10 protein-coding genes are annotated in these 13,943 nt (G+C 58.4%); all 10 read right to left on the bottom strand.

Going from position 1 to position 13,943, the window contains the following annotated elements:
• Positions 1-220: 220 nt before the first annotated feature.
• Entirely contained in the window at positions 221-1,573 is a 1,353-nt protein-coding gene (locus HZ99_RS26545) for a Wzz/FepE/Etk N-terminal domain-containing protein (RefSeq protein WP_038447385.1), read from the bottom strand.
• Positions 1,574-1,934: 361 nt separating this feature from the next.
• Positions 1,935-2,174, bottom strand: a complete 240-nt coding sequence (locus HZ99_RS26540) for a lipopolysaccharide assembly protein LapA domain-containing protein (protein WP_038447383.1) — start codon at positions 2,172-2,174, stop codon at positions 1,935-1,937.
• A 25-nt stretch (positions 2,175-2,199) separates the two neighbouring features.
• Complete coding sequence (ihfB, locus tag HZ99_RS26535; protein ID WP_008437689.1) at positions 2,200-2,496, bottom strand: integration host factor subunit beta; 297 nt, start codon at positions 2,494-2,496, stop codon at positions 2,200-2,202.
• A gap of 331 nt (positions 2,497-2,827) precedes the next feature.
• Positions 2,828-4,522 carry a 30S ribosomal protein S1 gene (gene rpsA / locus HZ99_RS26530; protein WP_029298694.1) on the bottom strand — a complete coding sequence of 565 codons (1,695 nt, stop codon included), beginning with the start codon at positions 4,520-4,522 and terminating at the stop codon, positions 2,828-2,830.
• Positions 4,523-4,643: 121 nt separating this feature from the next.
• Complete coding sequence (cmk, locus tag HZ99_RS26525) at positions 4,644-5,333, bottom strand: (d)CMP kinase (protein ID WP_038447380.1); 690 nt, start codon at positions 5,331-5,333, stop codon at positions 4,644-4,646.
• A complete protein-coding gene (locus HZ99_RS26520) occupies positions 5,330-7,540 on the bottom strand; it encodes a bifunctional prephenate dehydrogenase/3-phosphoshikimate 1-carboxyvinyltransferase (RefSeq protein WP_038448206.1) in 2,211 nt (736 codons plus the stop codon). The genes cmk and HZ99_RS26520 overlap by 4 nt, the downstream gene beginning before the upstream one ends.
• Positions 7,541-7,568: 28 nt before the next feature.
• Positions 7,569-8,681, bottom strand: coding sequence for a histidinol-phosphate transaminase (hisC, locus tag HZ99_RS26515; protein WP_038447378.1), 1,113 nt, complete (start codon positions 8,679-8,681; stop codon positions 7,569-7,571).
• 9 nt (positions 8,682-8,690) lie between these two features.
• Positions 8,691-9,785, bottom strand: coding sequence for a prephenate dehydratase (pheA, locus tag HZ99_RS26510; RefSeq protein ID WP_029298704.1), 1,095 nt, complete (start codon positions 9,783-9,785; stop codon positions 8,691-8,693).
• The gene (gene serC / locus HZ99_RS26505; protein WP_038448205.1) at positions 9,785-10,870 is read right to left on the bottom strand and encodes a 3-phosphoserine/phosphohydroxythreonine transaminase; all 1,086 of its coding nucleotides are present in this window, start codon (positions 10,868-10,870) and stop codon (positions 9,785-9,787) included. The genes pheA and serC overlap by 1 nt, the downstream gene beginning before the upstream one ends.
• Positions 10,871-11,096: 226 nt before the next feature.
• Entirely contained in the window at positions 11,097-13,751 is a 2,655-nt protein-coding gene (gene gyrA / locus HZ99_RS26500) for a DNA gyrase subunit A (protein WP_038447376.1), read from the bottom strand.
• Positions 13,752-13,943: the final 192 nt, after the last annotated feature.

Below are 13,943 nucleotides of genomic sequence, written 5' to 3'. Positions count from 1 at the left end.
TCCGCCGCAGGTCGCTGTCGTTTTTTTACATGAAATAGCCCGCCGAGCAGGAAGATCACCCCACAAATGCCAGTCACACCGGCCGACTCCAACTATCACGCGGGACCTGGAGCCAAGAAACACTTACTCGGCGCACTATAGACAACAAGCTGCGAGCTAGTTTCCCAATGAAATCAAATCCCGCACTGCCTGAGGAACACAGTGCGGATCGTGCAGGCATCTATTGCGGCTTGTTCACACCTGCATCACTACCCACCATGGTCGGTGAGCTCGACTGCATGGGCAGTGCTACCGATTGTGGCTGAGACTGGCGATTTTTGACGAGATGACGAATCACCGCAATAAAGGCCCCGACAAAGCCACCCAAAACCAGGCCAAGCAGGATAATCAAGGCCTTTTGAGGCTTGACCGGGCGCAAAGGTTCCAACGCCTGCTTATCGATAGTTACCAGCTTCAGCCGGCTCATATCAATGCTTAAGTTACGCAAGCGAGCCACTTCGGCGCGCACCGGTTGAACACCGGCCAGGAAAAGATCTTCATTTTCACGACGATTCAGCACTTCAATCTCACGGTTTGACTGGAGCAATTGAAGCTCTTTGGCGATCTGCGCGATACGCCCCTCGGTAAAGTCATCGGACTTACGTTGCATCAATGCAGTGCGCTCAGCTTCAAGCGCTTCGACCCCCATGAAGTACAGAGGGATTTGCTGATTGTTTATTTCGGTACGCATCACACTTGATGAGCTATTACGGTCTGACTCACCCAGAGCGGAAGGCGTGCTAGGTTTTCTGATGCCCAAGGACCTGGCGATTCCAATAGCTTCGTTCAACTGCGCCACTCGGTCGGTGCGCCCAGTCTTCAATTGTGCTCGCAACGCCTTGAGTTCATCCTGCAACTGCGCCCGTCGCAAGGTATCCGTTTCCCGCAGGCCCGCAATTTTCGCTTCTTTATCAACCTCATAGCTGGAACGAGCAGCATCAATTTTGCCTTTGAGCTCGTTCAGTCGGTTTTTTACGATAACGTCCAGATCTGCTGCAATCTGCTCACGCTCAGTGGCAATCGCGTAATCGATAAAACCGTTGAGAATGGCAACACCATCAACGCCTTTTGGATAGCTCATCTCAAGTTTGATATAGGCACTGAGAGAGTTGGCCTTCTTGGGGTCGGGCAGAATGAGTTCAATAGAGTTACGGTTGAACTCCTCGAAACTTTGCTCCAAGGTCCTACCAGGTTGCTCAAAGGCTTTGAACAGCTTCTGGTTTGAACGGAAAAAACCCAAGCGGGTGTCGTAGGACTCCAGTGATGCGCCCACTCTGACCAGAGCATCACCAGGAGGAAGTGTATAAATCTCGGAGCGATTCAAAGCATCCAGCTCGTTAATTGCGGCGGGGCGCAAGACACTGCTGACTTCGTATTGAGGAGGCGTGAGGAACGCATAGATCGCAGCAATCAGGCCGGCGCTTGCGGTAGCGGCCATAACTAACTTTTTCTGCTTCCAGATAGCCTGAAAAAGCGCAACGAGATCAATCTCATCGGACGAAGGAATCGGGGGCGCGCGGAAGCTACTACTCACAACAAAAACCTGCCTTCAAGGAGAAACTGCGGGCTCGTTATGCAGACGATCTTGTGTTTTTTTGTATTTATAGGGGGCGACCAAGAAGCCCAGCGTCGCTGCCAGGCCTTGGACACACAAAACGACTGGTATCGAGAACAGGTTGCATTTTGCCATCTCGCCGCAACATTGCAAGACTTGACACGCCTGTAAGGTAATTCCTACTTGTTGAAAAAATTTCAGGAAAAATGATTCAGAGGCGCCCTAAAGTCACTACTTCCTGAAGGCAGAGAAAGGCTTAACACTTCACAACCAGAGGAGACAACATCAAAAGCTTGACCCAGACCCGCAACCCAGGTGACAAACGGTCAACCTTATAAGACTAACCCTGCAACGCAGACTTTTGACGTTTCTTGCGGCGGACCAGCAAACTCAAGAGCGGCCCCACAAGCATCCCAACAATCAACGCCAACGTCACAAACACCGAAACCGGCAACGGTGGCGTAGACCAGCCCAAAAACGCCAAGGCGACGCCTTGCTGGTTTTCCAGTACGAACGCCAAGACCGCCAAACTGACGACCAGCACAATCAGTACCAGGGCGACGCGCTTAACACCGCGCATAAACTTCTCCTATCCCCAAAAAAACTCAGACGCTTTCTTCTTCGTCTTCGTTCACTCGATCCCGCAATTCCTTGCCCGGCTTGAAATGGGGCACGAATTTGCCGTCGAGACTGACGGATTGGCCGGTTTTCGGGTTACGACCCACGCGCGGAGCGCGGTAGTGCAGCGAGAAGCTGCCAAAGCCGCGGATCTCGATCCGATCACCAGTGGCCAGGCACTGGGACATTTGCTCAAGCATGGTCTTGATGGCCAACTCCACATCCTTGGATGAGAGCAGCCCTTGATGGGTGACAATTCGTTCGATCAACTCCGACTTCGTCATATTTTTCCCTTCTTTTTCAAGCAGCTAGGAAAATCGCTCCGAAGGTTTTAGCATGACCAGATGAATTTGAACAGCCCGTGGCTTGACTTATCTTGCGCAAATGATGGCAACCCTTGCAGGATCCGCGATAACAGCAGCTCGACCCGTGAGGACACAGGAGCCTCCTCACCCACAAAGCACAGGGGGGGGGATCGCCGGAATCATCAACCCACCGCCTGCACGCAACCTCAAGGCGCCCTGCCCCGCCCTGATCGCACCCAAAGGCCAAAACCAAATTCCACACACAAAAAAGGGCGACCGAAGTCGCCCTTTTTCTATGGTCCGACAGAACTTAGTTCTGTTTTTCCATTTGTGCACGCAACAGGTCGCCCAAAGTGGTCGGACCCGAAGCAATGTCAGAGGTAGCTGGCTTGTCGCGCAGGCTCTGGATTGCTTCTTTCTCTTCGATCTCGTCCTTGGACTTGATGGAGAGTTGGATTACGCGGCTCTTGCGATCAACGCTGATGATCTTGGCTTCTACTTCCTGGCCTTCTTTCAGAACGTTACGAGCGTCTTCAACGCGATCACGGCTGATTTCGGAGGCTTTCAGAGTCGCTTCGATATCGTCACCCAAAGTGATGATGGCGCCTTTAGCGTCAACTTCCTTCACGATGCCTTTAACGATTGCACCCTTGTCGTTCTCTTGAACGTACTCGGAGAACGGATCGCTTTCCAGTTGCTTGATACCCAGGGAAATGCGCTCGCGCTCTGGGTCAACCGACAGGATAACGGTGTCCAGCTCGTCGCCCTTCTTGAAACGACGAACAGCTTCTTCGCCAACTTCGTTCCAGGAGATGTCGGACAGGTGAACCAGACCGTCGATGCCGCCGTCCAGACCAATGAAGATACCGAAATCGGTGATCGACTTGATGGTGCCGGAGATTTTATCGCCCTTGTTGAACTGGCCAGAGAAATCTTCCCACGGGTTAGATTTGCACTGCTTGATGCCCAGGGAGATACGACGACGCTCTTCGTCGATGTCCAGAACCATGACTTCCACTTCGTCGCCGACTTGTACGACTTTCGAAGGGTGGATGTTCTTGTTGGTCCAGTCCATTTCGGAAACGTGTACCAGGCCTTCCACGCCTTCTTCCAGCTCTGCGAAGCAGCCGTAGTCGGTCAGGTTGGTAACACGCGCGGTTACGCGGGTGCTTTCTGGGTAACGGGCTTTGATAGCAACCCATGGATCTTCACCCAGTTGCTTCAGGCCCAGGGAAACACGATTGCGCTCGCGATCGTATTTCAGAACCTTGACATCGATCTCGTCGCCAACGTTGACGATTTCGGAAGGATGCTTGATACGCTTCCAAGCCATGTCGGTAATGTGCAGCAGGCCATCGACGCCACCCAGATCGACGAATGCGCCGTAATCGGTGAGGTTCTTGACGATACCTTTGACTTGTTGGCCTTCCTGCAGGGATTCCAGCAGAGCTTCACGCTCGGCGGAGTTCTCTGCTTCCAGGACGCTGCGACGGGAAACGACAACGTTGTTGCGCTTCTGGTCGAGCTTGATGACCTTGAACTCGAGCTCTTTGCCTTCCAGGTGCGTGGTGTCGCGCACTGGACGAACGTCGACCAAAGAACCTGGCAGGAACGCACGGATGCCGTTAACGTCGACAGTGAAGCCGCCTTTAACCTTACCGTTGATAACGCCCTTGACCACTTCTTCAGCTGCGAAGGCTGCTTCCAGAACAATCCAGCATTCAGCGCGCTTGGCTTTTTCACGGGAGAGCTTGGTTTCACCGAAGCCGTCTTCAACCGAGTCCAGAGCAACGTGAACTTCGTCACCGACATTGATAGTCAGGTCGCCAGCGTCGTTGTAGAACTGCTCAAGCGGGATGAGTGCTTCAGACTTCAGACCAGCGTGAACGGTTACCCAGCGAGCTTGGTAATCGATATCAACGATAACACCGGTGATGATGGAGCCAGCCTGAAGGTTCAGGGTTTTTAGGCTTTCTTCAAAGAGTTCCGCAAAGCTTTCGCTCATTTTAATTCCTGTTGATAAGGGCGAAGAATACGCCCATCTGCCACACCCCAGACGGTGTGGGTTACGTTCATATAAGAGAAGAAGTGCAGGTCTAGGACTGGTCCCCTGCACTTCCTCTGAGTCATCCGGTGATATCGCGAAGGGCGATTTCACTCAAGATGCGTTCCAGCACCTGCTCGATGGACAATTCCGTGGAATCCAGCTGTATGGCGTCAGCCGCCGGTTTGAGCGGGGCTACCGCACGCTGGGTGTCGCGCTCATCGCGCGCACGAATCTCATCTAGCAGACTCGACAGACTAACACCATCCACCTTGCCCTTCAACTGCAAGTAACGGCGGCGCGCCCGCTCCTCGGCACTGGCCGTCAGGAAAATTTTCAGAGGCGCCTCAGGGAACACCACGGTGCCCATGTCGCGACCATCAGCCACCAGGCCCGGCGGCTCCTGGAAAGCCCGCTGGCGCTGGAGCAACGCGTCACGCACCGCAGGCAACGCCGCGACCTGGGAGGCCCAGGAGCCAACCTGTTCGTTGCGCAGGTCATCGGTTACATCATCCCCCTCGAGGATGATGCGCAGTGAGTGCCCCTCGGTCGCCCCGACAAACTGCACGTCAAGGTGCGCCGCCAGCAGCACCAACGACTCCTCATTAGTCAGGTCTACGCCATGGTTGCGCGCAGCAAAAGCCAGCAGGCGATACAGCGCCCCGGAGTCCAGCAGACACCAACCCAGACGCTTGGCCAGCAGGCCCGCGACAGTGCCCTTGCCAGAGCCGCTTGGCCCGTCGATGGTAATCACCGGTGCTTTGATATTCACAATTGAGCCTCTTGGGCTACACGAATGCCAACCTGGGCAGACAGTGTAAGAAAATTCGGAAAAGATGTAGCTACGTTGGCACAGTCATGGATACGAATCGGTGCGGTGGCACGCAGGGACGCTACGCTGAATGCCATGGCGATCCGATGATCGCCGTGGGCATGCACCTCCCCCCCGGCCATGCCTCCGCCATCAATGATAATCCCATCAGGGGTTGGCACACACTTAACACCCAGCGCCAACAGACCGTCGGCCATGACCTGGATGCGGTCGGACTCCTTGACCCGCAACTCTTCAGCACCACGCAACACCGTGCGCCCTTCGGCGCAGGCTGCGGCAACAAACAGCGCCGGGAACTCATCGATCGCCAGGGGCACCAGGGCCTCGGGAATCTCGATCCCCTTGAGCGGTGCCGCACGCACACGCAGGTCTGCAACCGGCTCGCCGCCCACTTCGCGCGGGTTTTCCAGAGCGATATCAGCCCCCATCAGGCGCAGGATATCGATCACGCCGGTGCGGGTCGGATTGATGCCCACGTGCTCCAGCAACAATTCAGAACCTTCAGCGATCGAAGCGGCCACCAGGAAAAATGCCGAGGAGGAGATATCCCCCGGCACCTCGATACACGTTGCTAGCAATGTATGACCCGACTCGACCGTAGCCGTCGCCCCAACGACATCCACCGGGCAGCCAAAACCGCGCAGCATTCGCTCGGTATGGTCACGGGTGGGCGCAGGCTCGGTCACCGCTGTACGGCCCTCGGCATACAGCCCAGCCAGCAACAGGCTGGACTTGACCTGGGCACTGGCCATCGGCAGCGTGTAGTTCATGCCCTTGAGTGCCTGCCCGCCACGAATGATCAGCGGTGGCCGCCCTTGCGGCCCGGTCTCGATCACCGCCCCCATCGCCCGCAACGGCTCAGCCACGCGATTCATCGGTCGCTTGGACAGCGAAGCATCACCGGTCAAGACACTGTCAAAACGCTGCGCCGCCAACAAACCCGCCAACAGGCGCATGGAGGTGCCCGAATTGCCGAGATAGATCGGGCCCGGCGCCGGCCTCAAGCCATGCAGGCCAACACCATGAATGGTCACTCGCCCATGATGCGGGCCTTCGATCACCACGCCCATGTCACGGAACGCCTGCAGGGTAGCCAGGGCATCCTCACCTTCAAGAAATCCTTCGACTTCGGTAATACCGTCCGCCAGCGACCCGAGCATGATCGAGCGATGGGAAATGGATTTATCCCCCGGCACCCGGATCTTGCCGCTCAACCGCCCACCCGGATTGGCGACAAACACCACATCGTCAGCGTTGGCGGCGGCGTCCATATAGGCCCGACGCGCCAGGATTTTGCTGAAATGCTCGCGTGCTACCCGTGCACGGGTGAAGACGCCCAGCAGTTGATGACCATCCCCCGCATCGACGGCGTCGCGCAGGGCATCCAGGTCACTGCGAAAGGTATCCAGGGTACGCAGTACGGCCTCGCGATTGGCGAGAAATATGTCGTGCCACATCACCGGATCGCTACCGGCAATCCGCGTGAAATCACGAAAGCCACCGGCGGCGTAACGAAAAATCTCCAGGTTCTCGTTGCGCTTGGCCAGGGAGTCGACCAAGCCAAAGGCCAGCAGATGCGGCAGATGGCTGGTCGCCGCCAAGACTTCGTCATGACGCTCTACCTGCATATGCTCGACATCCGCCCCCAGCTCGCGCCACAACCGGTCCACCACGGCCAGCGCTGCCGGGGCGGTTTCGGCCAGCGGCGTCAGGATCACCTTGTGCCGACGAAACAGCTGCGAATTGGAGGCCTCGACCCCGCTCTGCTCGGAGCCGGCAATCGGATGCCCTGGCACGAAGCGCGCCGGCATGCCGCCAAACGCCAGCTGCGCCGCGCGCACCACATTGCCCTTGGCACTGCCGACATCCGTGAGGATCGCCTTACCCAGGTCCATACCGGCCAATAGCACCAGCAGTTTTTCCATGGCGAGGATCGGCACCGCCAACTGGATGACATCGGCGCCCTGGCATGCAACGGCCAAGTCCGCCTCGCAGCGATCCACCACACCGAGCTCAACCGCCAACTGGCGCGATTGCGGGTCCAGATCCACACCAACCACTTCGCCACACAGACCACTTTCGCGCAGGCCTTTGGCAAAGGAGCCGCCAATCAATCCTAGGCCGACCACCACCAGACGACCGATCACAGGTACAACAGCTTGCTTCGCAATCACATCAACCACGGGCCAGGACCTTGGCCAGCGCCTCAAGGAAGCGGCTATTTTCAGCCGGCAAACCGATGGTGATACGCAAGTGGTTCGGCATACCGTAGTTGGCCACCGGACGCACAATCACGCCTTCGCGCAGCAGGCCCTGGAACACCGGGGCGGCCACTTGACCGAGATCCACGCAAATAAAATTGCCCTTGGAGGGAATCCACCCCAAGCCCAGCTCACGGAAGCCTTGCTGCAGTTGCTGCATGCCGCTTTCGTTGATCCGCCGCCCTTCTTCCAGATACTCGGCGTCCTTGAACGCCGCACAGGCCGCCGCCAGCGCCAGGCTGTTGACGTTGAACGGCTGGCGCACCCGGTTCAACACATCGGCGACGACCGCTGTGGATAACCCGTAGCCAACCCGCAACGAAGCCAGACCATAGGCCTTGGAGAAGGTGCGCGATACCAGCAGGTTCGGGTAGGCCGCGAGGAAGTCCAGGCCGTCGGGCAAGTCGCTGCCTTCGGCGTATTCGATGTAGGCCTCATCCAGCACCACCAGCACATGCTCGGGCACATCCTGCAGGAACTCGTTCAGCGCAGCGGCACCGAACCAGGTACCCGTCGGGTTGTTCGGGTTGGCGATAAACACCACCCGGGTCTGGGCATCGATGGCCGCCAGCATGGCCGGCAGGTCATGCCCCCAGTCCCTGGCCGCAATCACCCGCGCCTCGGCACCAACGGCCTGGGTGACAATCGGATACACGGCAAATGCGTGCTCGCTGAACACCGCATTCAGGCCAGGCGCCAGGTAGGCACGCGCCACCAGCTCCAAGATATCGTTGGAACCATTGCCCAGGGTCACCTGGCTCAACTCGACCCGGCAGCTCTCAGCCAATAGGGACTTGAGGGCAAAGCCGTTGCCGTCGGGGTAGCGGGTCAGCTCCGCCAACTCTTCGCGGATCGCTGCCAGCACCCTGGGGCTTGGGCCCAGGGGATTTTCATTGCTGGCCAGCTTGACGATCTTCGCTGGATCCAGGTTCAACTCGCGCGCCAACTCGTCCACAGGTTTGCCTGGAACGTAAGGCGACAGTTGTTGTACGCCCGGCTGCGCCAGGGCGAGGAAGTTGCCACTCATGTCAAAGCCTCACAAAACCGCTTTCGGGTAGGAACCCAGCACCTTGAGTGCCACGGCTTCCTGACTGATTTTCTCCAGCACACCCTTGACCAGCGGATCACGGTGGTGGCCGACGAAGTCGATAAAGAACACATAGGTCCATTTACCGCTGCGCGAAGGACGTGTCTCAATGCGCGTCAGGTCAATCCCATTGTCATGGAACGGCACCAGCAGCTCATGCAGCGCGCCAGGCTTGTTACTCATGGAGACGATGATCGAGGTCTTGTCGTCGCCCGTCGGCGGTACTTCCTGGCTGCCGATCATCAAGAAGCGCGTGGAGTTGTCCGGTCGATCCTCGATTTTTTCCGCCAGGCGCGTCAGGCCGTACAGGCCCGCCGCCATATCTCCGGCAATCGCCGCCGAGTTCCACTCGCCCTTGACCCGCTTGGCCGCCTCGGCGTTACTGGACACCGCCACGCGCTCGACATTCGGGTAATGGGCATCCAGCCACTTGCGGCACTGGGCCAGCGACTGGGCGTGGGAGTAAATGCGGCTGATACTGTCGGTCTTGGTGTTTTCACCCACCAGCAAGTGGTGGTGGATACGCAACTCGACTTCACCACAGATCACCATGTCGTGTTCAAGGAAGCTGTCGAGGGTGTGGTTGACCGCGCCTTCGGTGGAGTTTTCCACCGGCACCACGCCAAAATTCACCGCACCGGCCGCCACTTCGCGGAACACTTCGTCAATGGCCGCCATGGGCTTGCTGATCACCGCGTGACCGAAATGCTTCATCGCCGCCGCCTGGGTGAAAGTACCCTCAGGGCCCAGGTAAGCCACCTTCAATGGCTGCTCAAGGGCCAGGCACGACGACATGATCTCGCGAAACAACCGCGCCATTTCTTCATTGCCCAGCGGCCCCTGGTTACGCTCCATCACGCGCTTGAGCACTTGGGCTTCGCGCTCCGGGCGGTAGAATACCGGCACTTCGCCTTCGGCCAGGGAGGCCATCTTGACCCGCGCCACTTCCTGGGCACACCGCGCCCGCTCACTGATCAGTTCCAGGACCTTGGTGTCCAGGGCATCAATGCGTACACGCAGGGCCTTGAGTTCTTGCTCAGACATTAGCCGTGCTCCTTCTCGAACTCTGCCATGTAGGCCACCAACGCCTTGATGGCATTGAGGTCGACAGCGTTGTAGATCGAAGCGCGCATACCACCTACCGAGCGATGGCCCTTGAGGTTCAACAGGCCACGCGCATCGGCACCCGCCAGGAATGGCTTGTCCAGGCGGTCGTCAGCCAGGCGGAACGGCACGTTCATCCACGAGCGGGCGCTCAGGCTGATCGGGTTGCTGTACAGGCCGCTGGCGTCGATGAAGTCGTACAGGGTGCGCTTCTTCTCTTCGTTGAGCTTGCCCATGGCAGCCACGCCGCCTTGCTCTTTCAGCCACTCGAACACCAGGCCCGACAGGTACCAGGCAAAGGCCGGCGGGGTGTTGTACATCGAGCCGTTGTCGGCCGCGACCTTGTAGTTGAGCATGGTCGGGCACAGCGAGCGGGCACGACCGAGCAGGTCTTCCCGGATGATGTTGACCAGGATGCCGCTCGGGCCAATATTCTTCTGTGCACCGGCGTAGATCATGCCGTAGCGGGACACATCCATCGGGCGCGAAAGAATGTCCGAGGACATGTCGCACACCAACGGGACATCACCGACTTCAGGTACCCAGTCGAATTCCAGGCCGCCGATGGTTTCGTTCTGCACGTAGTGAACATAGGACGCGTCCTTGGACAACTTCCACTCGTTTTGACCTGGAATAGCGAAATAATCGTAGGACTTGGCAGTACCGGCCACGTTGATATTGCCGTAGCGCGAGGCCTCTTCAATGGCCTTCTGCCCCCAAATGCCGGTATCGATATAGTCGGCCGTGCCGTCTTCCGGCAGCAGGTTCAGCGGGATCTGGGCGAACTGCTGGCTGGCGCCACCTTGCAGGAACAGCACCTTGTAGTCCGACGGGATGTCCAGCAGGTCACGCAGGTCCTGCTCAGCCTTGGTGGCAATGGACACGAACTCATCGCTGCGGTGGCTCATTTCCATGACTGAGAGGCCTTTGCCATGCCAGTCGAGGAGTTCACCCTGCGCACGCTGCAGGACTGCTTCAGGAAGTGCCGCGGGACCAGCACAGAAGTTATAGGCTCTCTTGCTCACATCCAATCTCGCTCTGATCTGGTGGTCACATAATTCGTGTTCGACACATATCCCCTGCGGGAGCGGGCTTGCTCGCGAAAGCGGTGTGTCAGCCCGCCTATGCGCTGACTGATACGCCGCTTTCGCGAGCAAGCCCGCTCCCACAGGGGAATGCGCAGTATTGCAAACTTTCAAAGGGGACAAATAACAAGGGGGCGAATCTTCATCCGCCCCCTTGGTTGTCCGCTTATTCCTGCGGTTCTTCTTCGTCTGCGGCAGCATCGAGGATTGGCTCGTCGACGCTGTCATCGCCTGCTGCGATCACCTCGCCATCGAACGCCTCACCTTCCAGCTCCTCGCCTTCGACTTCCGATGGCTCCTGGACACGCTCCAGACCCACCAGGGTCTCGTCGCTGGCCAGTTTGATCAAGGTCACGCCCTGGGTGTTGCGACCCAGGCTCGACACTTCATCAACACGGGTACGCACCAAGGTGCCCTGGTCGGAAATCAGCATGATTTCCTCGCCATCCAGCACCTGGACCGCACCGACCAGACGGCCGTTGCGATCGTTGCTGACCATGGCGATAACGCCCTGGCCGCCACGCTTGTACTCGGGGAACTCGCTGATAGCGGTACGCTTGCCATAACCACGGGCCGAGGCCGTGAGGATCTGGCTGCCTTCTTCCGGGATCAGCATGGAAATCAGCTTCTGCCCTTCCGGCAGGCGCATGCCGCGCACACCACGGGCGGTACGGCCCATGGCACGTACGTCGGACTCCTTGAAGCGCGTCACCTTGCCGCCGTCGGAGAACAGCATCACTTCACGCTCGCCATCGGTAATGGCTGCAGAGATCAGCACATCGCCTTCGTCCAGCTCCAGGGCGATCAGGCCCACGCTACGCTGGCGACTGAAGGATTCCAGCGGGGTCTTCTTCACCGTGCCTTTGGCAGTGGCCATGAAGATGAAGTGACCTTCGGTGTATTCCTCGACCGGCAGCATGGTGGTGATGTATTCATCGGTGTCCAGCGGCAACAGGTTGACCAGCGGACGACCACGGGCAGCGCGGGAGGCTTCCGGGATTTCGTAGGTCTTGAGCCAGTACACCTTGCCCTTGCTGGAGAACAGCAACAGCGTGGTGTGGCTGTTGGCTACCAGCAGGTGGGCAATGTAGTCCTCATCCTTGACGCCGGTCGCCGACTTGCCTTTGCCACCGCGACGCTGGGCCTGGTACGCAGCCAAAGGCTGGGTCTTGGCATAGCCACCATGGGAAATGGTCACGACACGCTCTTCTTCCGGGATCATGTCACCCAGGGTCAGGTCGAGGCGTGCATCGAGAATTTCAGTGCGCCGCACGTCGCCGTATTCGGCACGGATCACTTCCAGTTCTTCGCGGATCACTTCCATCAGGCGCACGGCACTGTTGAGGATGCGGATCAGCTCGCCGATCTGGTTGAGGATCTCCTGGTACTCGGCCAGCAGCTTCTCGTGCTCCAGGCCGGTCAGGCGGTGCAGGCGCAGCTCCAGGATGGCCTGGGCCTGTTCCGGCGACAGGAAATACTTGCCGTCGCGCAGGCCGTATTGCGGGTCCAGGGTCTCCGGACGGCATGAGTCGGCACCGGCACGCTCAACCATCGCCACTACAGCGCTGGACTCCCACGGCATCTTGATCAGTGCTTCCTTGGCTTCCGACGGAGTCGGCGAAGCCTTGATCAGGGCGATAACCGGGTCGATGTTCGACAGCGCAACCGCCTGGCCTTCCAGGATATGCCCACGTTCACGGGCCTTGCGCAGCTCGAAGACGGTACGGCGGGTAACCACTTCGCGACGGTGACGGACGAAGGCTTCCAGCAGATCCTTGAGGTTCAGGATGCGCGGGCGACCGTCGATCAGGGCCACGACGTTGATACCAAACACGCTTTGCAGCTGGGTCTGGGCGTAGAGGTTGTTGAGGATCACCTCAGGCACTTCGCCCCGACGCAGCTCGATCACCACGCGCATACCGTCTTTGTCAGACTCGTCGCGCAGTTCGGTGATGCCTTCGAGCTTCTTCTCTTTAACCAGCTCGGCGATCTTCTCGATCAGACGCGCCTTGTTCAACTGGTAAGGGAGTTCGGTGATGACGATCTGCTGGCGGCCACCGACCTTGTCGATGTCTTCGATCATCGAGCGGGCCCGCATGTAGATACGGCCACGCCCCGTGCGATAGGCCTCGATGATGCCTGCACGGCCGTTGATGATCGCGGCAGTCGGGAAGTCGGGGCCGGGGATGTATTGCATCAGCTCATCGACGGTCAGCTCAGGGTTGTCGATGAGGGCCAGGCAACCGTCGATGACTTCACCGAGGTTGTGTGGCGGGATGTTGGTGGCCATGCCCACGGCGATACCGCTGGAGCCGTTGACCAGCAGGTTTGGAATCTTGGTTGGCATGACAGCCGGGATCATTTCGGTGCCGTCGTAGTTCGGCACCCAGTCCACGGTTTCTTTGTGCAGGTCGGCCAGCAACTCGTGCGCCAGCTTGGTCATGCGCACTTCGGTGTATCGCATGGCCGCGGCGTTGTCGCCGTCCACCGAACCGAAGTTGCCCTGGCCGTCTACCAGCAGGTAGCGCAGGGAAAACGGCTGGGCCATCCGAACGATGGTGTCATACACCGCAGTGTCGCCGTGAGGGTGATACTTACCGATCACGTCACCGACAACACGGGCAGATTTCTTGTACGGCTTGTTCCAGTCGTTACCCAGCTCGCTCATCGCGAACAGCACACGCCGGTGCACGGGCTTCAAGCCATCGCGCGCATCAGGCAGTGCCCGCCCGACAATTACGCTCATTGCGTAGTCGAGGTAGGACTGTTTCAGCTCGTCTTCGATATTGACCGGGAGGATTTCTTTGGCCAGTTCGCCCATGAGAAGCCTGATTCCTTTTTCGGGTGAAACCTCGTCACATCCATATGGGACGAACGAAGCTCGCCGCCGCCGACATGATGCCTGGCAACGACTTACGACAAATCAACGAGTTATGACACGGATCTGCGCATTAAAGGTCGCCCCTTGGGGTGACCTTGGAAACCGCCGAATGGTATCACAATCGCCGCCACG

Source organism: Pseudomonas fluorescens, from assembly GCF_000730425.1.
In the GTDB taxonomy this organism is placed as follows: domain Bacteria; phylum Pseudomonadota; class Gammaproteobacteria; order Pseudomonadales; family Pseudomonadaceae; genus Aquipseudomonas; species Aquipseudomonas fluorescens_X.
This window is presented reverse-complemented; position numbering and strand designations above follow the sequence as displayed.